Raw genomic sequence first — 22,188 nt, forward strand, 5'->3', positions numbered from 1 at the left:
GCCAGCCCGTTTCTCTGCTACTCCGCCGCCATCAGGCGGGGGCGGTTGCGGAACACCGGGGCGCGGGGCGCCTCGAAGCCGGTCTCGGCCTTGCAGCGCGACTTGAGTTCCTCGATCGAGGTGAAGCCGCGGTCGAACAGGCCAACCGGCTTCGGCCGCGCCTTCATCTCGGTGCGCAGCGCCTCAGTCGCCGCCGCGTCCAACTTGCTATCCGAGATCACGACGCCGTAGCGCCGCGCGCCCTCCACCGTCACCTGACCGCGCCTGACGTCGAGCAGCACCAGTTCGGCGTCGCGCTCGGTCGGGTCGCCCCAGCCGCCGCCGCCCCAGGTGTTGAAGTAGAGGATGTCGCCGGGATTGACCTCGATGCGGTCGCACTTGGACGGAATGTTCTCCTCCGTGCCGTCGGTCCGCACGAGGCGCTTGGTCGAGCGCAGACCGGGCTCGCCGCCATTGACGCCCCAGGGATAGGTCAGCCAGCGGTCGTCGTGGATGGAGATCTCGCCGCGCTCGGTCATCTCGTAGGCGATGACGATGCCGTTGCCGCCGCGGTGCAGGCCCGCGCCGCCGCTGTCGGGGATCGTGGAGTACTCGCGGATGCGCAGCGGGAAATAGGCCTCGAGGAACTCGTTCGGCACGTTGGTGAAGGCCGGCCACATCGAGTGCCCGTCCGGTCCGTCGCCGGCGGGGCGGCCGGGCACGCCGCCGAAGCCGATCTGGAAGAGCTGGTACCACTCGCCTTCCTGGTTGAAGCCCGAATACATGAAATGCGGGCTGTCGGAGAAGCCGGCCGCGTTGAGCGCGTCGGGTGCGCCCTGGCCGAGCAGGCCGCCCATCAGGTCGAAGATGCGGCCGAGCATGTGGGTGCGGCAGGACAGCGCCGCCGGCTTCTTCGGCTTGAGGATGCAGCCTTCCGGGATGTGCACGTCGACCAGATCGTAGAACCCGTCGTTGAACAGGATCTGCGGGTCGAAGAGGTTGATCGTGAAGGCGCCGAAGAACATCTTGAACATCTCCTCGTTGAGGAGAAAGTTGATCGACGAGAAGCTCTGCGGATCGCTGGCCGAGAAGTCGAAATAGGCGATCTCGCCCTCGCGGTGCAGCGAGCAGGCGATCTTGTAGGGGCCGTTGCCCATGCCGTCGTCGTCGATCCAGTCCTCGAAATAGGCCTTCTTGCCGTCCTTGGCCTCCGGGATGATCATCTGGATGATGGCGCTCATGGCCGCGCGGTTGCGGTCGAGCATGTCCCACATGGCGGAGATGTATTCGTCGGCGCCGAAGCGGTCGATGTTCTCGCGCACCCGGCGTTCGGCGAGCCGGAGCGCCGCGATGATGGCGAAGAAGTCCGACTTGTTCCACTCCGGCATGCGGGTGTTGTGCAGCAGGATGTTGAGGATCTCGCCCTGCAGCTGCGCCTTGCGGTAGATCTTGGTCGGCGGGATGATGATGCCTTCCTCGTAGATCATCTTGGCGTCGGTCGGCAGCGAGCCGGGCACCTTGCCGCCCACGTCGGTCATGTGGCCGAACATCGCCGCCCAGCTGACCAGCTTGCCCTCGTGGAAGATCGGCATCATCAGGAGCCAGTCGTTGAGATGGCTGACCGCGCCGCCGCAGCTGTAGGGATCGTTGGTGATGAAGATGTCGCCGTCCTCGATCGTGCCGTCATAGCCGGCGATGAAGCCGTAGAGGAACGAGCCGAACTGGCCGACGACCATCTTGCCTTCGTGGTTGGCGATCATCGGGAAGGCGTCGTGCTGTTCGCGGATGCCCGGCGACATGGCGGTGCGGAACAGCACCGCGTCCATCTCGTTGCGGGCATTGCGCAGGGCGTTCTCGACGATGTCGAGCGTGATCGGGTCGACCGCAACGCGGTTGAAGGGGACCGTGCTGGTTTCGATGATACGGGCTGGCATTGTTTCTTCCCCCTCTTACTGCGCGTTCTTGTGGTCGGACGGCCAGATCAGGATGTTGCCGACGTCGTCGATCACCCCGACATGGTCGGGCAGGATGACGGTGGTCGAATCCATCTCGACGACGATGGCCGGTCCGGCGACCCTGTTGCCGGGCCTGAGCTTGCCGCGCTCGTAGATGTGGCCGTCGCGCCAGGCGCCGTCGGCATAGATGCGGGTCGCCTGGACGCGGGCCGCGGACGAGTCCGGCCCGTCCCTGCTGGTTTCGGGGTTGACGAAGCTCTTCTCCGCGCCCTGCACCACTGCGCGCAGGCCGACCAGTTCGTGCTCGGCATCGAGCGCGAAGGTGAAGAGCTGCTCGTGCTCGGCATCGAAGCGCGTCGTCACGCCCGCGAGACCTTCGGCCGCGAAGTCGGCGGGACCGATGTCGACCGTGAGCTTCATGCCCTGGCCCTTGTAGCGGATGTCGACCTGGTAGACGACGTGCTGCTCCTTCTCCGACACGCCCTCGGCAGTCAGCTCCTTCGCGGCGGATGCCGCGAGGTCCTCGAGGCGGCCGGCGATCTCGGCGTCGGTCACGTCGCGCACCAGCGTCACGTAGGTCTGGCTGGCCTCGTTGCGCAGCCGGGTCGTCGCGTCGCCATAGGCGCACAGCACGCCCGGCCCGGGCGGAATGACGGCCGGCCAGGACTTGATGATCCGGGCGAGCGCATTGGCGTGGAGCGGGCCGGCGCCGCCGAAGCCGATCAGGGCGAAGTCGCGCGGGTCGTAGCCCTGCTCGACAGAGACCAGACGCAGCGCGCCCACCATGTTCTCGTTGACGATGCGGACGATGCCTTCGGCCGTGTCCTCGATCGACTTGCCGAGCACCTCGGCGATCGTGCCGACGGCCTTGGCGGCGAGGTCGCGGCTGATCTCCATGTCGCCGCCGAGCTTGGCGTCGGAGGGCAGGTAGCCCAGCACGACGTTGGCGTCGGTGACGGTCGGGAGTTCGCCGCCCTTCTTGTAGGCGGCGGGTCCGGGAACGGCACCGGCAGACTGCGGGCCGACGCGCAGGGCCTTGGTGAGCGCGGGGATGTAGGCGATGGAGCCGCCGCCTGCGCCCACGGTGCGGACGTCGATCGACGGCGCGCGCACGGTCACGTCGCCGACGCGGGTCTCGCGACGGGTGCGGGCGATCGAGTTCTGGATCAGCGCGACGTCGGTCGAGGTTCCGCCCATGTCGAAGGTCAGCAGGTTCTTCAGCTTGCCCTGCTTGGCGATCCACAGCGCGCCGGCCACGCCGCCGGCCGGGCCGGACATCAGGAGGTTGACCGGCTGGTCCATGGCGCCCTGCGCCGACGACAGGCCGCCGTCGGAGCGCAGGATGCGCAGGTTGACGTCGGCGCCCATGCGGCGCTGGATCTCGTTCTGCAGGTTGGAGACATATTTCGACACGACCGGGCGGACGTAGGAATTCACCACCGTCGTCTCGGCGCGCTCGTATTCATACATTTCCGGCATGACCGCGGCCGAGGTCGAGACCGGGATGTGCGGCGCGATCTCGCGCGCGATCTCGGCGATGCGCCGTTCGTGGACGTCGTTCACGTAGCTGTTGAACAGCGCGATCGTCAGCGCCTGGATGCCGGAAGACAGCAGCACGGTCAGGTCGCGGCGGATGGCGTCTTCATCGAGCGGCACCAGGACCGCCCCCTTCGCGTCGAGGCGCTCGTTAGCCTCGATCGTGTGCTCGAGCGGCGCCAGCGGCGGGCGCTTGTTCCAGATCACCCAGCCGCCCAGGCCGCCCGGAACGTAGGAGCGGGCAATCTGCAGGATGTCGCGGTAGCCCTTGGTCGTCACCAGGCCCACCAGCGCACCCGACGAGGTCAGCACCGTGTTGGTGGCAACCGTGGTTCCGTGCATCACCTCGGTGATGTCGTGCGGGTCGATGCCGGCGATGCGGCAGATCTTCTCGATCCCGTTGAGGACGCCGACCGAGCTGTCCTGCGGCGTCGACGGCACCTTGGCCATGTAGGTCCTGCCGTTCTTCTCATCGAGGAGAAGCAGGTCCGTGAACGTACCGCCCACGTCCACGCCCAGGCGCAGCCTGCCTCCGCCGGGTTTCGGCATCGTCGTCGTCGATTCCGCTGCGGCCACTTTCGTCCTCCTCTGCAAGCTCCCCCAGGCCGGCCGGATGGGCGGTATGGCGGGATTCATCATGACAAATTCCTTAGGGGCAACCTAATTGTATGGACAAGCAGCCGCAAGCGGATTCGTCGGCGGGACGGCGCCGGTTTGTCCAGAGAGGCGCGGCAGGACAGCGCGGCTGGAGCGGCGCGGAGCACGCGGTGTGACGCGGTGAGGGAAGTTGCGGCAGGCAGAGTCAGTTCGCGACCCGGTCAACGCGGGCCATCGCCATTGAAGTAGGGTGAAGTGGACACCCACTTCTTGCCTGCACCTTACGTGGCGCCGTTTACGGACGAACAGGAAGAAAGATAGACGCGCAAGCTGGCGTCCGGGAACTGATGGTGGGCGTGACAGGGATTGAACCTGTGACCCCTACGATGTCAACGTAGTGCTCTCCCGCTGAGCTACACGCCCATCAGCGACGCGCATACACCACACAAACCTCGGGGGCGTCAATGGCAAAAGCGTCGTTGTTTTCGTTTCCGCAGCGGCAGGCCGAGGGGCGGCCGACCGTGGGTCGCGGCAGGCCTCAGGCGGCCTGCAGCATCTTCTCCACCTCGTGCACGAGATCGCGCAGGTGGAAGGGCTTCGACAGGACCTTGGCGTCCTTCGGGGCCTTGGAATCGGGGTTGAGGGCGACGGCGGCAAAACCGGTGATGAACATCACCTTGAGGTCCGGATCGATCTCGGTGGCCCGGCGGGCCAGTTCGATGCCGTCCATCTCGGGCATGACGATGTCGGTCAGGAGAAGCGAGAAGGGCTCCTCGCGCAGCCTCTCGTAGGCGCTGGCGCCATTGTCGAAATCGCTGACGTCGTATCCCGCCCGTTCCAGCGCCTTGACGAGGAAGCGGCGCATGTCGTCGTCGTCTTCAGCAAGAAGGATTCTCGCCATGTCTCCCGTTCCGAATCATCGATGCCTGCCGGCGCGAGGCTCACCCCGGATCAAGCCGGATATATGAGGGAGCGGGGGTAAACATCAAGTGAATTCGGCCCTCCGGACGCGCTTCCGGCGCGCTTGCCGGCGGGCGTCGCGGCGATGTCGCGCACTGGACAGCGGCGTGACGCGGTGGCACGTTCCGGGCATGACGATCGCCCCGATGCGGCCGGCGCCCCGCCCATGAGCGCCGAACTCGACTTCGCGCAGGTCGCACCCTTCGAGGTGCGGCAGCCGGCCCGGCAGACCGCCCCCTTCGTGTTCAACTCGCCGCACAGCGGGCGCCACTATCCGCCGCGCTTCCTGGCGATGGCGCGGCTCGACGCCGAGGCGATCCGCCGCTCGGAGGACTGCTTCGTCGACGAACTGTTCTCGCACGCGCTGACGTTCGGCGCGCCGATGATGGCGGCGAACTTCCCGCGCGCCTACCTGGACGTGAACCGCGAGCCATTCGAGCTCGACCCGCGGATGTTCCTGCAGGCGCCGCCGCCGCACGCCAACATCCGCTCGGCACGCGTGGCCGGCGGGCTTGGCACGGTGCCCCGCATCGTCGGGGAAGGACAGGAGATCTATGCCGGTCGCATTCCGCTCGACGAGGCGACCAGTCGCATCGAAGGCATCTACAAGCCCTACCACGACCGGCTGCGCGGCCTCGTGCTCGCCACGCAGGCGCGCTTCGGCGTCGCCGCGCTGATCGATTGCCACTCGATGCCGGCCAGCATCCGCGTCGGCGATTCGGGCGTGCGGCCCGATTTCATCGTCGGCGACCGGTTCGGTGCCTCCGCCTCGGCCGCCATGACCGAAACGGCGATCGGCATCCTGATTTCGCTCGGCTATACGGTCGCGCACAACAAGCCCTATGCCGGCGGTTTCATCACCGAGCACTACGGTCGCCCGGCGCGCGGCCTGCACGCGCTGCAGATTGAGGTCAATCGCGGCCTCTACATGAACGAACGGACCTACCAGAAATCGAACGGCTTCCTGCCGCTGGCCGAGGACATCGGCCGCTTCATCGCCCGGCTCGTCATGGCGGCGCCCTTCGGCGAGGAACGCGTGCCTCTCGCTGCGGAGTGATCGCAGCAGTCCGCCTTCACGGGGCGAGCCCTGAAGGGAGCGCAAACGCCTGCCGCGCGAAAAAAAAGACCGCATCGTTGTGGCGACGCGGTCGAAGTCTAGGGAGGAAACGCCCAAGGAGGGCATGAACGGAACGAACCGTTCGAGTGCAAGAATATTGTGCGCTGCACAAATGTCAAGCGCTTTCCCGTGCGTTCCCGGACTGGACCGGGCGCTGCCGTCCGGCTATCCCAGCCGGCAGACGGTTCGGCGAAGGGACGGGTGGTGATCGGATGGCAATGGCGGATTTCATGCGGCGCCTCGCGTCGGCTGCAGCCAGCGAGACCTTGCCGCGCTTCCGCGCCGCGGGCGCGGTGGCCAACAAGTATTCCGTCGGCTTCGATCCGGTCACCGAAGCCGATCGCGAGGCCGAGCGCGTCATCCGGGATCTGATCCGTGCCGAGTTTCCCGACGATGGCATCCTTGGCGAAGAACATGGCGGCGAGAAACAGGATTCGGAGCGGATCTGGGTGATCGATCCGATCGACGGCACGCGCGCCTTCATCTCCGGCGTTCCCGTCTGGGGCACGCTCGTCGGCCTGACGGTTCGCGGCAAGGCGGTGTGCGGAATGATGTCACAGCCCTTCACCGGCGAACTCTATTACGGCACGGAAGACGGCGCCTTCTACGAAGGACCCGGCGGGCCACGGCGGCTGGCGACGCGGCGGCTCCCCAGCCTCGCCGACGCGACGCTGTTCACAACGACGCCGGCGCTGTTTGCGGGAGATCTGCGCCTGCGCTACGACCGCCTCGAGAAGGCGGTTCGGCTCGCCCGCTATGGCACCGATTGTTATGGTTTCGCCATGGTGGCGGCCGGCCATGCCGATCTTGCGGTCGATGCCGGGCTGCAGTCCTACGACATCGTCGGCCTGATCCCCGTCATCGAGGGCGCGGGCGGCGTCGTCACAACCTGGGAGGGCGGGCCGGCCGAGAATGGCGGCGACATCATCGCTGCGGCGACGCCGGACATCCATGCCCAGGCGCTGGCGGCGATCAGGGGCTAGTCTGAGCCGGGATTTTCCGGGCGGGCGTCAGAAATCGTCCGTGCCGGGAATGAAGGCGTCGAAAGCGGCCATGAACTGCTCGCGATAGGCGTCGGCTTCCTGCAGGAGCTCGTGCCGGGCGCCGTCGATGGTCAGCACGGAGGCGGACTTGAGGCGCGAGCCGAAGGTCTCGATGGCCGGCGTCGAGACCACCTCGTCGGCTCCGGCCGCGATGATCAGGGTCGGGACCTGGATCCTCGCCCTGTGCTCGGGCTCCGCCACGGTGGCGACGGCCTCGCAGGATGCCCGGATCCAGGCAGCCGTCGGGCCGCCGAGCGCGAGTTCGGGATGGCGCAGATAGATCCCGCTGTTGCGGGTGAAGCGCGCATAGTCCGACGTGAGCTTGTTGCCGGCGAAGAGGGTCGTATTGCGGGCGCGCGGTCCGCCGCCGAGATAGGTCGTGCCTAAGCCGATGCCACAGAGCAGGTTCGAGAGGCTGCGGAGGGCGGGCATCGAAAGGGGCAGGCCCTCGAAGACGAGCAGGGGCGTCGAGAGCACCATGCGCCGCACCCGGTTCACCAGACGCGGGGCCGCCAGAAGGGCGATCAACCCGCCCATCGAATGGGCCAGGACGTAGAACGGTCCGGCACAGTCCGGCAGCACGATCTCCTCGAAGAACTGGTCGAGGTCGGCGACGTAATCGCCATAGCTGCGGACATGGCCCTTCTCGCGGTCGCGGATCAGGCGTTCGGATCCGCCCTGGCCGCGCCAGTCCATGATGGCGGTGCCGAGACCGCGCCGCGAAAGGTCGCCGATCGTCTCGTGGTATTTCTCGATGCACTCGTTGCGGCCCTGGAGGATCACGACTGTTCCGCGTCGGGGCCTGCCGCCTGCCGGAAAAAGGGCATAGCGCAGCCGCTTGCGGCCCGCCTTCGACACCAGAAAACCGGCGCGTGCCCGGGCCGGCACGTCGTTGTTCGCCGTGGAGACGAGGATGTCGTTCGCGGGCCGCTTGGTCGGTGCGATGTCGTCAGTGGCGCTCATGTGCGGTCTGATAGAAAGCTGCTCGTCCAAAAGCAAAGGAAAAGAAGGGAAAGCATCGCACCCAGTTCTTCCCGAAACATGAACATCGCGTGAAAGTTGAAGGCCGGAAGCGAAACATCGCTTCCGGCCTCTTGCCGGTCCGGGAGGAAGGGACATTGCACCCGGACCGAAAGCTGGGGCGCCGTGTCGTCCGGCTGCCCCTTGTCGCTTTGTTGGATGGACGTTAGCGGAGCCACGATGAACGCAGACGGAAGGGTCCGTTCATCGGGAGTTCATCCGCGACTTCATCGCGTCAGGCCCAGACGGGTCCCCGGTGCCGAAAATAATAGTATTGACTAATTGATGAGCGGTCACTTATCAATATCCCATGATCGAAACCGTACCCGTCAACACCGTGCTGCGCGCCCTGGCCGACCCGACCCGGCGCGGCCTTTTCGAGCGCGTCGCCTCCGCCAGTGAGATCACCGTCGTCGAACTCACCCGCGGCAGCGGCGTGACGCAGGGCGCTATCTCGCAGCACCTCAAATCGCTGAAGCAGGCGGGGTTGGTGACCGAGCGGCCGGAAGGCCGCAACGTCTATTATCGCGCCAGGCCGGAGGGACTGGCACCGCTGTTCGACTGGATGAAGCACTACGACGCCTTCTGGCGCGACCGCTTCGTCGACCTGAAGGCTCTGTTGAAGGAGATCGACCGATGAACGATGCCGTCATCGCCGGGCTTGCCCGAGAGATCGTGGTGGCAGACTTCTTTCCGCATGCGCCGGAGACCGTGTGGAAGGCGCTGACCAACGGTGCACTGATGTCGCGCTGGCTGATGGAGCCGGCCGGCTTCGAACCCGTGGTCGGCAATCGCTTCACCTTCCAGACAACGCCTGGGGGCAAGTGGGACGGCACCATTCACTGCAAGGTGCTGGAGGCGATACCGAGCCGGCGGCTCGTCTATTCGTGGAAAGGCGGGCACGCGGACAATTCCGGCTACGGCTCGCCGCTCGATACGGTCGTCACCTGGGATCTCGTCGCGTCGGAGGGCGGGACGCATGTCACGCTGACGCATGCGGGCTTCGAACTGCCGCGCAACGAGAGCGCCTTCCGCACCATGAGCGGCGGCTGGAAGACCGTGGTGCCCAGGCTGCGCAAGACGGCCGACGGGCTGGACTGAGCGGGTTTCCCGCGACTGGAACTGACATCGATCAAAGGCAACCGGGCCGCGCGGGAACGCGCGTGCCGATCGGAGGATATTGTCATGACCACACCCTATCGCGGCGGCTGCGGCTGCGGCGCGCTTCGCTATGAAATCGCTGCGGAGCCTTTCCAGACCAACGACTGCCATTGCCGGCAGTGCCAGAGGGACAGCGGCACGGGACACGGATCCTACATGGCCTTCCCGGTGGCTGCGGCCGTTCTGCAGGGCGAAACCAGGAGCCATGACTTCATCGGCGATCTCGGCACGGTGAAGCGGCGCGTCTTCTGCCCGACCTGCGGAACGCCGGTCTACATTCTGTTCCCTCAGATGCCGGACCTGATCGTCGTGAAGGCCGGGACCCTCGATGAGCCGGAGCGCTATCGGCCGCAGGTCGTGTTCTGGGCTGAAGCCGCGCAGTCCTGGGACCCGCCCAACCCGGCGCTGAAAATCCTCGCGCGGATGCCGCCGGCCGCCGGCTGACAGGCGTTCGTGCAGGTCTTGAAAGCCGCGACGCGGGTTCCCAAATCTCTGTTGCGATCGCCGGAACCGGGATCGCTGGACGCTCCGGGAGGTGCCGATTTCGGACTTCCTACAGGCGACCAAAGCGCAAAACCATGTTGCTCAATGGAGAACACCCATGCGTCACGTTGACTTTTCCCCGCTCTATCGCTCGACCGTCGGTTTCGACCGGCTGTTCACCATGCTCGACTCGCTCGCGCAGCCCGAGGGCGCGCAGACCTATCCGCCCTACAACATCGAACGAACCGGTGAGGACGCCTACCGCATCACCATGGCAGTGGCCGGCTTCGGCGAGGACGAGATCTCGATCGAGGCTCACCGCAACGTCCTGACGGTGAAGGGCGAAAAGGCAGAGGCCGACAAGGGCGAGACGTCCGAGTTCCTCTACCGCGGCATCGCCTCGCGCGCCTTCGAGCGCCGCTTCCAGCTCGCCGATCACGTCGAAGTCGTCGGCGCGGAACTGAAGAACGGGCTCCTGCACATTTCGCTGAAGCGCAACATCCCCGAGGAGATGAAGCCCCGCAAGGTGGCCATCGCCAATGGCGGTGCGAAGTCGGCGAAACAGATCGAGGCGCAGGCCGTCAACTGACCGGTCGCTCCTCTCGCCAGTGCCGAACGGCCGAAAGGCCATGCGGGCGGTTCCGGAAGGAGCCGCCCTTTCTCGTAGCGGGGACGTGACCGGAGAGGGTCAGGCGAGGCCGAGGCCAGCCGATTGGGTGGCGCGGCGTCGGCGCAGCAGTATCCTGTCAGCCAGCGCATCGAGAGACACGGCCCCAGCACCCTTGACGACGACGTAGACCAGCGGAAACAGCCAGAGCAGCCGCTGGTCCATGATGACGGAATCCGGGAACCGGTCGAACAGGGCGCCGATCGTCTCCGGCCCGACCTGGTGGACCGTCACGTCGACCAGGGTCTGGACGGCGATGAAGGCGATCATGCCCAGCGCGGCAATGCGGGCGAACAGGCCGAGCACGACGAGCAGCGGCAGGACGAACTCGCCATAGGTGCCCATGAAGACCATCAGCCCCCAGGGCAGGAAGGCAACCTGCGCGACGTCGCCGCCGGCCGCGTCCACGGAGGGCAGCGCGATCTGGTAGTAGGCGCCGTCCTTGATCGAAAAGAAGCCGAGGACGCCCTCGCCGACCTTCGTGCGGGCGGAGTTCAGGAAGTACATCCACAGGACGGCGGCAAAGACGAAGCGCGCGGCCAGCCCGAGGAACCAGCCATCGAGCCCCCGCTCCACCCCACCGAACACCGCGTCGTGCAGCCCCTTCAGGCGCGTGGCGATGGCAACCATGTCTCTTCTCCCGTCAACGTGCAGTCACTCGGATGGTCTGTCGCGGGAGGCGCCGACGGCGACGAACGCGCCCGCGTTCAGCATGATGCGGATCGCTTCCGCCGGTGCGAACTCCTCCGTATCGGCGAAGCCTGTGCCGATCGCGGCTCCGAAACTGCTTCCGCCGACCAGCGCCAGCAGGAAGGCAGCGGTGCCGGGCGGCAGACGGCGCATCGACACTATCAGGCCAGGTCGCGTGACCAGCGTGTCCTCGGCGACGTCGCCGCGGATCGGCGCATCCGGCTCCCGTCCGTCGCGGTTGGCGGTGCATATCGAGAAGGCCGCGTAGGGCGAGCGCAGGATCCGCAGCGCCGGATGCGGGTGGAAGACGACCGCCGGCAAATCGTCCGGCGGGATCGTGCCCAGCACCTGCGGCGGCAGCGGATCGGCATCGGCGGCGTGAAAGGCGTCGAGCCAGGCGCGCTCGATGCTCGCCACGTCGGCGAGGTAGGGCAGGTCGCGTGCGGGTTCGAAGCTTGCGACGAAGGCGGGGAAGTCGTGCCCATACTGGAACAGGAGGCGGGAGCGCGGCGGATGGGCGCGGGCGAAGGCGATGGCCATGCCGGAGAAGAACGCGTCGCCGACCAGACGGCGCACCGCCGGGAAGATGTCGGCCAGCGCGTCGGCCAGGCTCGTGGTGACGTTGTTGCGATAGACGGCATAGCGGCGGTCGGCGCGGCCACCGGTCGTGGTCGAAACGATCGGCGGTGTCGCGCGCCCGGGATCGAGCAGCGAGGCGGCAAAGCCGGCCGCGAACCCGGTGCCGGCGTTCGCCGCTGGCTCAGGAGACCGCGGCATGGCGCTTGCCCAGCAGATAGCGGTCGGCATGCAGGTCGAGGATGCGCTGGGCGGCATTCGCCTCGTCGCGCAGCACAGACCAGTCGGGCACGTCGTTGTCCCATTCGACCAGCGTCGGGATCGGGCCGCACTGGCGGATGACGGTGTCGTAGAGCGCCCAGACCGGGTCGGCGACGGCGCGATCGTGTGTGTCGATCAGGAGCGGCCGCCCCTCGTCGTCGGCCTGTTCGTCGTGCCCCGCAAGATGGATTTCGCCGACGAGGTCGAGCGGGAAGTCCATCAGATAGTCCAACGCGCCGAAGCCGTGGTTGGTGGCCGAGACGAAGACGTTGTTGACGTCGAGCAGCAGGCCGCAACCGGTGCGCTGCGCCATCTCGCGGATGAAGTCGGTCTCGGCATAGGTGGATTGCGGGAAGAACACGTAGGTGGCGGGGTTCTCCATCAGGATCGGCCGCCCGATAGCATCCTGGACCTGGCTGACATGGGCGCAGACATGGTCGAGCGTCTGGCGGGTATAGGGGAGGGGAAGCAGGTCGCTGAAGAAGACGTCCTCATGCGTGGACCATGCAAGATGTTCGGACACCAGCGCGGGTTCATACCGATCGACCAGCGTGGCGAACCGCGCGAGATGGGTGCGGTCCAATGGCTCGGGACCGCCGATCGACATCGTGACGCCGTGCAGCGAAACCGGGAAGCGCTGCCTGATCGCCACGAGCGCGGCATGTGGCGGACCGCCGGCGCCCATGTAGTTCTCGGCGTGGACCTCGAAGAAGCCATGAAATGACGGGTCGGTGTCGATCTCGGGAAGATGCTCGGGCTTGAAGGAGGCGCCGGCGCGGCCGGCGACGGGGCGGTCCGGGAAGCGAAGCCGGCTCGGCCGGCGGACGGTGGTCTCAACGGTCATCGTCGGTCTCCGCTTCCCGGGATTCGGCTGCTTACGACGGCAGGTCGCGCTGCAGCGGCTCCAGCGAGCCCATGCGGTTCTCGGGGAGGCTGACAGTGGTGCAGGTGCCCTTGGCGACGTAGGTCCAGGCGTTGCCCTGGTAGTCGACCTTCGAGGTGCCGGCGCAGGTGGTGCCGGGGCCGGCGGCGCAATCGTTCTTTCCGGCCATGGAGACGCCGTAGCACTTCTCCTTTTCCTGCGCCTGGGCGGCACCGGTGGTGATGGCGCCGGTCGTCAGGGCGGTGGCGACGACGCCGGCGAGATAAGCGGCGCTGAGCGCGATCTTGGTGGACATCGAAATCTCCTCTGGATGATCTGTTCGGCCGGACATTTCATCCGGCGAGAACAACATCGCGAAGAGACTGCTCACTTGGAAGTAAAGACGGCGCGAGCCAATGGTCACGCTGCCTGCACGGCGCCGTGACTGCATGTCACGGCCGGTTGGCGCGTTCGTGCATGCGGGTCAGAGCAGCGCGCGGAACGCCGCGACGTCGTGCGGCGTCGTGGCGAAGCTGGTCACGAAGCGGTAAACGCTCTCGTCGGCCGCCATGTCGCCGTCGAAGCCGGCCGGTGCATGCCAGGGATAGAAGACGGCGCCCTGTCGCTGCAGCCGCTCGGCGACGTCCTGGCCCATGATGGCGAAGACCTCGTTTGCCTGCGGCTCCCAGGCGAGCCGCACAGATGCGGATGTCCTGAAGCCGTCGGCGAGGCTGGCCGCCATTGCGTTGGAATGGCGGGCGGTCTCGAGCCAGAGCCCATCGCGGAAATAGGCCTCGAACTGCGCCGAAACGAAACGCGCCTTGGAAAAGAGCTGTGCTGCCCGCTTGTGGATGAAAGAGAACTCCGCGGCCATCGACGGATCGAACAACACCACCGCTTCCGCACACCAGCAGCCGTTCTTGGTGCCGCCGAAGGAGAGCATGTCGACGCCGCGCTTCCACGTCATCTCGGCCGGCGTGGCGCCGAGGGAGACGAGAGCATTGGCGAAGCGGGCGCCGTCCATGTGCAGCGGCAGGCCGTGGCGGCGCGCGACGCTCGCCACCGCGTCGAGGTCGTCCAGCGAATACACGGTGCCGATCTCGGTCGCCTGGGTGACGGAGATGCCCATCGGCCGGCCCGAGTGCAGGAACTCGGCCGGATAGCGCTGCACGGCGCGATCGAGTTCGGCTGGCGCGATGCGGCCGAGGGGACCGTCGACGCGGCAGAGGCGGGCGCCGCCGGTGAAGTATTCCGGTGCCCCGGCCTCGTCTTCGGTCATGTGCGCCTCGCGGTGGCAGAAGGCGACGCCGCCGGGCCTGTTGACGGCCACCAGCGAGAGCGCATTGGCCGCCGTGCCCGTCGAGACGAAGAACACGGCGACCTCGCGTTCGAAGATCGTGCTGAAGGTCTCCTTCACAGACCGGTCGAGGTCGCCATTGCCATAGGCCCTGGCGTGGCCGGCGGAATGGGCGGTCAAGCCGGCGGCGATCGCGGGGTGGGCGCCGGCCCAATTGTCTGAAGCAAAGATCATGTCACTGGTCCGTTGGAGAGGGTCGCGGACATTGCCCCGCCCGTGCAGCCGCTTCAAGGGGCGGTGCCGGCACAAGCGCGCCGTGATCGCTTCATCGGCCGGTTCGCCCGGCCGGGCCATAAGCGAAAACGGGATCCCAGCGGCGCTTTCGCAATAATATTACGTTCACGCTGAGCCTGCGTCCCGATTCTTGCGTGAGCAGCCGGAATTTTTTGTTGTTCGGTCTTGTGTCGATGCCTTATTTCTGCCAATGTGCAATTAGGACAGTAATGCTGTCTTATTTTATCGTGTAAGTCCGGACCGGGACTGGCAAACGCCGGTCCGGGTCCTTGCGCACCGGTGAAGTCCAGGCCGTCGACGAATCCGTGTGGGCGGTCCGACCGCGAGGGCGTTCCTCGCGCGCGTCCGACGGTCGCGGCAGGCGACGTGTGCAAGGACCCGGGCAGGCTGATATAAGGCCCGGCGAGGACGTTTCTTTCCCCCTGCGGGGAGCACCATGGAGGATTGACGATGACGGACATCACGCCATCTGCGACGACGGAGCTTCGCTCGGCCGCCCAGCTTGCCGCGCGTTCCGCCAAACGCGTCGTCACCGGAACGGGCGCCGCGCAGCGCGGCTTTCCGGCTGCCCAGGGTCTCTACGATCCGCGCAACGAACACGACGCGTGCGGCGTCGGCTTCATCGCCAACATGAAGAATGTGCGCTCGCACCAGATCGTGCTCGATGGCCTGGCCATGCTCGAGAACCTGACGCATCGCGGCGCCGTGGGCGCCGACCCGCTGATGGGCGACGGCGCGGGCGTGCTCGTGCAGATTCCCGATCGCTTCTTCCGCGAGGAGATGGCAGCGCAGGGCATCGAGTTGCCGCCTGCCGGCCACTACGCCGTCGGTCATCTCTTCATGCCGAGCGACGCAGGTTTGCGGGCGCATGTCGAGGACGTGATCGCCGAACTGGCCAGGTCCGAAGGCCTGCCGCTCATCGGATTCCGGGACGTGCCGGTCGACAATGCATCGCTGTCCAAGGCGCCGCACATCGCCGCGTCCGAACCGGTGCACCGGCAGGTCTTCGTCGGGCGTGATCCGATGATCGCCAGCGACGACGAATACGAGCGGCGGCTCTACATCCTGCGCAAGGTGATCTCGGGCCGCATCTATGCGGAGAATGCCGGAGCCGACAACGGGTTCTACACGGTGTCGCTGTCGTCGCGCACGATCGTCTACAAGGGCATGTTCCTCGCCTACCAGGTCGGCGCCTACTACAAGGACCTCACGGATCCGCGCTTCGACAGCGCGCTGATCCTCGTGCACCAGAGGTTCTCGACCAACACGTTCCCGTCGTGGAAGCTCGCCCATCCCTACCGGATGGTCGCGCACAACGGCGAGATCAACACCTTGCGCGGCAACGTCAACTGGATGGCGGCGCGGCAGGCCTCGGTCGACAGCGAACTGTTCGGCAACGACATCTCCAAGCTGTGGCCGATTTCCTACGAGGGGCAGTCCGACACCGCCTGCTTCGACAACGCGCTGGAGTTCCTGTTCCAGGGCGGCTATTCGCTCGCGCATGCCATGATGATGCTGATCCCGGAAGCCTGGGCCGGCAACAAGTCGATGGATGCCGACCGCAAGGCCTTCTACGAGTATCACGCCGCCCTGATGGAGCCGTGGGACGGCCCGGCGGCCGTGGCCTTCACGGACGGGCGCCAGATCGGCGCCACGCTCGACCGCAACGGATTGCGGCCGGCGCGCTACGTCGTGACCGACGACGACCGTGTGATCATGGCATCCGAAGCCGGCGTGCTGTCGGTGCCGGAGGAGCGGATCGTCAAGAAGTGGCGGTTGCAGCCCGGCCGCATGCTGCTCATCGACCTGGAGCAGGGGCGCATCATCTCCGACGAGGAGGTGAAGGCCCAGGTGTCCGGCAAGCATCCGTTCAAGCAGTGGCTGGAGAACACCCAGCTGATCCTGGAAGAGCTGAAGCCCGTGGAGCCGCGCGCGCTGCGCAAGGACGTGACGCTGCTCGACCGGCAGCAGGCCTTCGGCTACACGCAGGAAGACACGCGCATCCTGATGGCGCCCATGGCCACGACCGGCCAGGAGGCGATCGGCTCGATGGGCACCGATACGCCGATCTCGGCGATGTCGGACAAGTCGAAGCTGCTCTACACCTATTTCAAGCAGAACTTCGCCCAGGTGACGAACCCGCCGATCGACCCGATCCGCGAGGAACTCGTCATGAGCCTGGTGTCCTTCATCGGGCCGCGGCCGAACATCTTCGATCTGGTCGGCTCCTCGCGCCGCAAGCGGCTGGAGGTGCGCCAGCCGATCCTGACCAATGGCGACCTGGAGAAGATCCGGTCGATCGGCCACACCGAGGACCGCTTCGACACCAAGACGATCGACGTGACCTATGCCTCCGCCGAGGGGGCCGAGGGCATGCCGCGCGCGCTGGAGCGGCTGTGCGAGCGCGCCGAGGCGGCGGTCGCCGGCGGCTACAACATCATCATCCTTTCGGACCGTCAGATCGGGCCGGACCGCATCGCGATCCCGATGCTGCTCGCCACCGCTGCCGTGCATCATCACCTGATCCGCAAGGGATTGCGGACCTCGGTCGGACTTGTCGTGGAGTCGGGCGAGCCGCGCGAGGTGCATCATTTCTGCTGCCTGGCAGGCTACGGCGCGGAGGCGATCAACCCCTATCTGGCCTTCGACACGCTGACCGACATGCACAAGCGCGGCGAGTTTCCGCCGGAGGTGGATGCGCATGAACTGGTCTACCGCTACATCAAGTCGATCGGGAAGGGCATCCTCAAGGTCATGTCCAAGATGGGCATCTCGACCTACCAGTCCTATTGCGGTGCGCAGATCTTCGACGCGGTTGGCCTGAAGTCGGACTTCGTGGAGAAGTTCTTCACGGGAACGGCGACGACCATCGAAGGCGTCGGCCTGGAGGAGGTTTCGGCCGAAACCGTCGAGCGGCATCTTGCCGCCTTCAGCGACGATCCGATCCTGCGCAACGCACTCGATATCGGCGGCGAGTACGTCTACCGCGTTCGCGGCGAGGCGCATGTCTGGTCGCCGGATTCGGTGGCCACCCTGCAGCACGCCGTCCGCAAGGGCTCGTGGGAAAGCTACAAGGAGTTCTCCGGTCAGATCGACGGCGCAGCCGCCCAGGCCAGAACCGTCCGCGGCCTGTTCAAGATCCGTACCGCGGCCGAGGCCGGCCGCGCGCCGGTGCCGATCGAGGAAGTCGAGCCGGCGGTCGAGTTGGTCAAGCGCTTCTCGACGGGGGCGATGTCCTTCGGCTCGATCAGCCGCGAGGCGCATTCGACGCTGGCACGCGCGATGAACGCCATCGGCGGCAAGTCCAACACGGGCGAGGGCGGCGAGGAACCGGACCGCTACCTGCCGATGCCGGATGGCACGGTTAACCCGGAGCGGTCGGCCATCAAGCAGGTGGCGTCGGGGCGCTTCGGCGTGACGGCGGAGTATCTCGTCAACTCGGACATGATGCAGATCAAGGTCGCGCAGGGCGCCAAGCCCGGCGAGGGCGGCCAGTTGCCCGGCCACAAGGTCGACGCGACGATCGCCAAGACCAGGCATTCGACGCCGGGCGTCGGCCTGATCTCGCCGCCGCCGCACCACGACATCTACTCGATCGAGGATCTGGCCCAGCTGATCTTCGATCTGAAGAACGTCAACCCGCAGGCCGACGTCTCGGTGAAGCTCGTCTCGGAGGTCGGTGTCGGCACGGTCGCCGCCGGCGTCGCCAAGGCGCGCGCCGATCATATCACCATCTCGGGCTATGACGGCGGCACCGGCGCCTCGCCGCTGACCTCGCTCAAGCATGCGGGAAGCCCCTGGGAGATGGGGCTTGCCGAGACGCACCAGACGCTGGTGCTGAACGGGTTGCGGTCACGCATCGCGCTGCAGGTGGACGGCGGGCTGAAGACCGGTCGCGACGTCGTCATCGGCGCGCTCCTGGGCGCCGACGAATTCGGCTTCTCGACGGCACCGCTCATTGCGGCCGGCTGCATCATGATGCGCAAGTGCCACCTCAACACCTGCCCGGTGGGCGTCGCCACCCAGGATCCGGTGCTGCGCAAGCGCTTCAAGGGAACCCCGGAGCATGTGATCAACTACTTCTTCTTCGTCGCGGAAGAGGTTCGCGCCCTATTGGCGGAAATGGGCTACCGCACGATCGACGAGATCATCGGCCAGAGCGACCTCCTCGCCAAGGAGGATCTGATCGACCACTGGAAGGCGCGCGGGCTGGACTTCAGCCGCGTGTTCTTCAAGCCGGATGCGCCGAAGTCGGAGACCTACTGGACCACGCGCCAGAAGCACCCGATCGAGGACGTGCTCGACCGGAAGCTGATCGAACTGGCCGAGCCCGCGCTGGAGCGCAAGGAGAAGGTGTCGATCGAGGTGCCGATCCGCAACACGGACCGGTCGGCCGGCGCCATGCTGTCGGGTGCGGTGGCCAAGCGGTGGAAGCACAAGGGCCTGAAGGAGGACACCATCTCCGTCAGGCTGACCGGCACCGCCGGCCAGTCCTTCGGCGCATTCCTGGCGCGCGGCATCTCGTTCGAACTGATCGGCGACGGCAACGACTATGTCGGCAAGGGCCTGTCGGGCGGTCGCATCGTCATTCGTCCGGCGGAGAACTCGCGCATCGTGGCCGAGGAATCCATCATCGTCGGCAACACGGTGCTCTATGGCGCGATCGAGGGCGAGTGCTACTTCCGGGGCGTTGCCGGCGAGCGCTTTGCCGTCCGCAATTCCGGCGCGGTGGCCGTCGTCGAGGGCTGCGGCGACCATGGCTGCGAGTACATGACCGGCGGCGTCGTCGTCGTCATCGGCCAGACCGGCCGCAACTTCGCTGCGGGCATGTCTGGCGGCGTGGCCTACGTGCTCGACGAGGATGGCGACTTCGCCGACCGCTGCAACATGGCGATGGTGGAACTGGAGCCTGTGCCGGAGGAGGACGACATCCTCGAGAAGCTGCACCATCATGGTGGTGACCTGATGCACAAGGGCCGCGTCAACGTCTCCGACGACATGACGCGCCACGACGAGGAGCGGCTGGTGCAGCTGATCACCAACCACGCGCACTACACGGGCTCGACCCGCGCGCGCGCGATCCTCGACGACTGGGCGACCTATCGGAGCAAGTTCCGCAAGGTGATGCCGGTGGAGTATCGCCGGGCGCTGCTGGAGATGGAGCGCATGCGGATGGGCATCGCGGCGGAGTAGGTCGGTCGTTGCTGCGCCGATGGGCGTTGGGAGCGCGGACATGGGTTATGCTCGCGCTTCAATTCTTCGGCGCATTGTCGAAATGGGTGGATGGTTGCGTGATCGACTATCGTGATTTTTTTGCTGCGGACGATGGTGAGGCGGATGCGGTCATTCAGTGGCTGAACGACCATCCGCATCCTATCGTACGCCATCGCTGTGCCTACAGTTGGAACTGGGACAACGGCCATCGCGTGCTCGGTTGGATCGTTTCCCAGCCGACATGCGATAGGGCAACGGCCATTCACGTTTTCTGGGCAGCTCGTCCACACGAGGTACTCGATCCGACTTCGGAGTTCACCGCAAGCTATTTGGAGGATCGATCGAGCGTCTACAATCTCCTCGAACTCATCGCCGACCTCATAGGCGATGGTCGTTTCACCGAAGAAAATCTCGAAACTCAATGGTCTGAAGATTGGGAGCAGGGCACTAGGCGGTTCGCGTCGATGCTTTCGCCATCAAAGCTCCACGCGAAATGGGAACGCGCACTGGCATTCCTGCCGAAACGCCCAATCTTCGAATGGAACGCCCATCCGGGGTTTCCGGAAGGTATCCCAAGCGAGATCTACTTCGCGAATGTTGACATTGGATCGTCGCCACGCATGGCGCACTGAGTTGGACCGATAGCATGGGCAAGGTAACAGGTTTTCTCGAGATCGACCGGCAGGTGCAGAAGTACCAGCCCGCGTCCGACCGCATCCGGCATTTCCGCGAGTTCACGCTGCCGATGTCCGACAAGGAGGTCGAGAAGCAGGCGGCGCGCTGCATGGACTGCGGCATTCCCTACTGCCATGGTCCGACGGGCTGTCCGGTCCACAACCAGATCCCCGACTGGAACGACCTCGTCTACAATGGCGACTGGGAGAACGCGATCCGCAACCTCCACTCGACCAACAACTTCCCCGAATGGACCGGCCGCATCTGCCCCGCGCCCTGCGAGGAAGCCTGCACGCTCAACCTCGAGGACATACCGGTCGCGATCAAGACCGTCGAGCAGGCCATCGCCGACAAGGCCTATGAACTCGGCTTCGTGCGACCCTTCCCGCCCGAGCGGAAGACCGGCAAGACCGTGGCGATCATCGGGTCCGGCCCTTCGGGACTGGCGGCCGCGCAGCAGCTCGGCCGCGCCGGGCACGAGGTGCATGTCTACGAGCGTGAATCGAAGCCGGGCGGCCTGATGCGCTACGGCATCCCCGATTTCAAGATGGAGAAGCACACGATCGACCGTCGCGTCGCGCAGATGGAAGGCGAAGGCGTGACATTTTTCTGCGGCGTCAATGTCGGCGTCGACAAGACGGTCGAGGACCTCCTCGCCAGCTATGATTCGGTGCTCTATTGCGGCGGCTCGGAAAAGCCGCGTCCGTCCGACATGCCGGGCCGCGACCTCCATGGCGTGCACGATGCCATGCCCTATCTCGTGCAGCAGAACCGCCGCATCGGCGGCGAGGACATCCAGTCGGTTGCATGGCCTTCAGAGCCGATCCTGGCGGGTGGCAAGCACGTGGTGGTCGTCGGCGGCGGCGACACAGCGTCGGACTGCGTCGGCACCGCCTTCCGGCAGGGCGCCGTGCGCGTCACCCAGCTCGACATCCGGCCGCAGCCGCCCGAAAAGGAAGACAAGCTCACCGTCTGGCCCTACTGGGCGACCAAGATGCGCACGTCGTCCTCGCAGGCCGAGGGCGCCGAGCGCGAGTTCCAGGTCGCGACGCTCGAGTTCATCGGCGAGGACGGCGTCCTGACCGGTGTGAAGTGCTGCGAGGTCGACGAGGCGCGCAAGCCGATCGCCGGCACCGAATTCGTCATCCGCGCCGATCTCGCCTTCATCGCCATTGGCTTCTCCGGTCCGGCGGAGACCGGGGTGGCAGTCGAGCTGGAAGGCAAGCTCGCGATCAACACCGACCGCCGCGGCTCGAAGAACGTGGTGGCCAACGACCGCGACTATCGCACCAGCATGGACCGGCTCTATGCGGCAGGCGACGTGCGCCGCGGCCAGTCGCTGGTGGTTTGGGCCATCCGCGAGGGACGCCAGGCGGCGCGCGCCATCGACGAGGCGCTGATGGGCTCGACCCTCCTGCCACGGTGAGGCGGAAGGGTCGCGGCATCCACGGTTCGAGCGGAGCTGGCCTCGTGGTATCGGGCTGGACTCCGGCTAACGCCGTGCGCCAGTTGAGCCAGATCAAGTCGAGAGCGGCGGGCTTCGGCCATTCTCCAGCCGCCGGCCGAAGTGGCCGGTCTGGAGGGCATCATGGCCAAGCTTCCGCTCGTCGCCTACATTCTCGTCGCGCCCGTTCTGATGGGCGTATTCCTCACCGCATTGCTGACGCTGGACATGCGCGGTTTCGACGCAACCATGATGGCCGGCGCGGCCGTTGCAGGCGCCGTCGTGGCCATCCCGATCGCCTGGTTGCTTGCCCGCAAACTGGAAAGCCTGCGCTGACCAGTCGCGACGCGCAACCTC

19 protein-coding genes and 1 tRNA gene are annotated in these 22,188 nt (G+C 66.2%); 10 read left to right on the forward strand and 10 right to left on the reverse strand.

The window, feature by feature from the left end:
• Nucleotides 1-17: 17 nt before the first annotated feature.
• From N1F91_RS10895 to cpdR, 4 genes are all read right to left on the reverse strand, one after another.
• Nucleotides 18-1,913 carry a hydantoinase B/oxoprolinase family protein gene (locus tag N1F91_RS10895; RefSeq protein ID WP_289992073.1) on the reverse strand — a complete coding sequence of 632 codons (1,896 nt, stop codon included), beginning with the start codon at nt 1,911-1,913 and terminating at the stop codon, nt 18-20.
• A 15-nt stretch (nt 1,914-1,928) separates the two neighbouring features.
• Nucleotides 1,929-4,046, reverse strand: coding sequence for a hydantoinase/oxoprolinase family protein (locus N1F91_RS10900; RefSeq protein WP_289992075.1), 2,118 nt, complete (start codon nt 4,044-4,046; stop codon nt 1,929-1,931).
• Between the two features lie 369 nt (nt 4,047-4,415).
• Nucleotides 4,416-4,490 (reverse strand) — tRNA-Val (locus tag N1F91_RS10905).
• A gap of 115 nt (nt 4,491-4,605) precedes the next feature.
• Nucleotides 4,606-4,968 carry a cell cycle two-component system response regulator CpdR gene (gene cpdR / locus N1F91_RS10910; protein WP_126701504.1) on the reverse strand — a complete coding sequence of 121 codons (363 nt, stop codon included), beginning with the start codon at nt 4,966-4,968 and terminating at the stop codon, nt 4,606-4,608.
• A 225-nt stretch (nt 4,969-5,193) separates the two neighbouring features.
• Between cpdR and N1F91_RS10915 the strand changes: the two genes are divergently transcribed.
• Entirely contained in the window at nt 5,194-6,084 is an 891-nt protein-coding gene (locus tag N1F91_RS10915; RefSeq protein WP_289992077.1) for an N-formylglutamate amidohydrolase, read from the forward strand.
• A 272-nt stretch (nt 6,085-6,356) separates the two neighbouring features.
• Nucleotides 6,357-7,127: a histidinol-phosphatase gene (gene hisN, locus N1F91_RS10920; RefSeq protein ID WP_289992079.1), complete on the forward strand. Its 771-nt coding sequence runs from the start codon at nt 6,357-6,359 to the stop codon at nt 7,125-7,127.
• A gap of 27 nt (nt 7,128-7,154) precedes the next feature.
• On the opposite strand, the gene N1F91_RS10925 is transcribed toward hisN, so the two are convergent.
• On the reverse strand, nt 7,155-8,150 hold the full coding sequence (locus N1F91_RS10925; RefSeq protein ID WP_289992082.1) for an alpha/beta hydrolase: 996 nt from the start codon (nt 8,148-8,150) through the stop codon (nt 7,155-7,157).
• 367 nt (nt 8,151-8,517) lie between these two features.
• On the opposite strand from N1F91_RS10925, the gene N1F91_RS10930 reads away from it, so the two are divergent.
• The 4 genes from N1F91_RS10930 to N1F91_RS10945 all read left to right on the forward strand — a co-directional run bounded on the left by N1F91_RS10930 (nt 8,518) and on the right by N1F91_RS10945 (nt 10,440).
• Nucleotides 8,518-8,847: a metalloregulator ArsR/SmtB family transcription factor gene (locus N1F91_RS10930; protein WP_289992084.1), complete on the forward strand. Its 330-nt coding sequence runs from the start codon at nt 8,518-8,520 to the stop codon at nt 8,845-8,847.
• Nucleotides 8,844-9,308, forward strand: a complete 465-nt coding sequence (locus N1F91_RS10935) for an SRPBCC domain-containing protein (RefSeq protein WP_289992086.1) — start codon at nt 8,844-8,846, stop codon at nt 9,306-9,308. The genes N1F91_RS10930 and N1F91_RS10935 overlap by 4 nt, the downstream gene beginning before the upstream one ends.
• An 84-nt stretch (nt 9,309-9,392) precedes the next feature.
• Nucleotides 9,393-9,812, forward strand: coding sequence for a GFA family protein (locus N1F91_RS10940; RefSeq protein ID WP_289992088.1), 420 nt, complete (start codon nt 9,393-9,395; stop codon nt 9,810-9,812).
• 157 nt (nt 9,813-9,969) lie between these two features.
• Nucleotides 9,970-10,440: an Hsp20 family protein gene (locus N1F91_RS10945; protein WP_289992091.1), complete on the forward strand. Its 471-nt coding sequence runs from the start codon at nt 9,970-9,972 to the stop codon at nt 10,438-10,440.
• A 99-nt stretch (nt 10,441-10,539) separates the two neighbouring features.
• Here N1F91_RS10945 and N1F91_RS10950 read toward each other — a convergent pair whose 3' ends face one another.
• From N1F91_RS10950 to N1F91_RS10970, 5 genes are all read right to left on the reverse strand, one after another.
• Nucleotides 10,540-11,148, reverse strand: a complete 609-nt coding sequence (locus N1F91_RS10950; RefSeq protein WP_289992093.1) for a DoxX family membrane protein — start codon at nt 11,146-11,148, stop codon at nt 10,540-10,542.
• A 24-nt stretch (nt 11,149-11,172) separates the two neighbouring features.
• Nucleotides 11,173-11,985 (reverse strand): DNA-binding domain-containing protein, encoded by an 813-nt coding sequence (locus N1F91_RS10955; protein WP_289992096.1) that lies wholly within the window; start codon nt 11,983-11,985, stop codon nt 11,173-11,175.
• Nucleotides 11,969-12,889: a DUF692 domain-containing protein gene (locus N1F91_RS10960; RefSeq protein WP_289992098.1), complete on the reverse strand. Its 921-nt coding sequence runs from the start codon at nt 12,887-12,889 to the stop codon at nt 11,969-11,971. The genes N1F91_RS10955 and N1F91_RS10960 overlap by 17 nt, the downstream gene beginning before the upstream one ends.
• A 31-nt stretch (nt 12,890-12,920) precedes the next feature.
• Entirely contained in the window at nt 12,921-13,223 is a 303-nt protein-coding gene (locus N1F91_RS10965) for a DUF2282 domain-containing protein (protein ID WP_289992100.1), read from the reverse strand.
• Nucleotides 13,224-13,391: 168 nt separating this feature from the next.
• Complete coding sequence (locus N1F91_RS10970; RefSeq protein ID WP_289992102.1) at nt 13,392-14,438, reverse strand: low specificity L-threonine aldolase; 1,047 nt, start codon at nt 14,436-14,438, stop codon at nt 13,392-13,394.
• Between the two features lie 510 nt (nt 14,439-14,948).
• Between N1F91_RS10970 and gltB the strand changes: the two genes are divergently transcribed.
• The 4 genes from gltB (at nt 14,949) to N1F91_RS10990 (ending at nt 22,167) form a co-directional block, all read left to right on the forward strand.
• Nucleotides 14,949-19,691: a glutamate synthase large subunit gene (gene gltB, locus N1F91_RS10975; RefSeq protein WP_289992103.1), complete on the forward strand. Its 4,743-nt coding sequence runs from the start codon at nt 14,949-14,951 to the stop codon at nt 19,689-19,691.
• A 47-nt stretch (nt 19,692-19,738) separates the two neighbouring features.
• The gene (locus N1F91_RS10980; RefSeq protein WP_289992104.1) at nt 19,739-20,344 is read left to right on the forward strand and encodes a DUF4274 domain-containing protein; all 606 of its coding nucleotides are present in this window, start codon (nt 19,739-19,741) and stop codon (nt 20,342-20,344) included.
• A gap of 14 nt (nt 20,345-20,358) precedes the next feature.
• Nucleotides 20,359-21,813 (forward strand): glutamate synthase subunit beta, encoded by a 1,455-nt coding sequence (locus N1F91_RS10985; protein ID WP_289992105.1) that lies wholly within the window; start codon nt 20,359-20,361, stop codon nt 21,811-21,813.
• A 162-nt stretch (nt 21,814-21,975) separates the two neighbouring features.
• A complete protein-coding gene (locus N1F91_RS10990) occupies nt 21,976-22,167 on the forward strand; it encodes a hypothetical protein (protein ID WP_289992106.1) in 192 nt (63 codons plus the stop codon).
• Nucleotides 22,168-22,188 lie beyond the last annotated feature (21 nt).

Origin of the sequence: Aquibium sp. ELW1220 (assembly GCF_030398385.1) — a bacterium.
Classification (GTDB): domain Bacteria; phylum Pseudomonadota; class Alphaproteobacteria; order Rhizobiales; family Rhizobiaceae; genus Aquibium.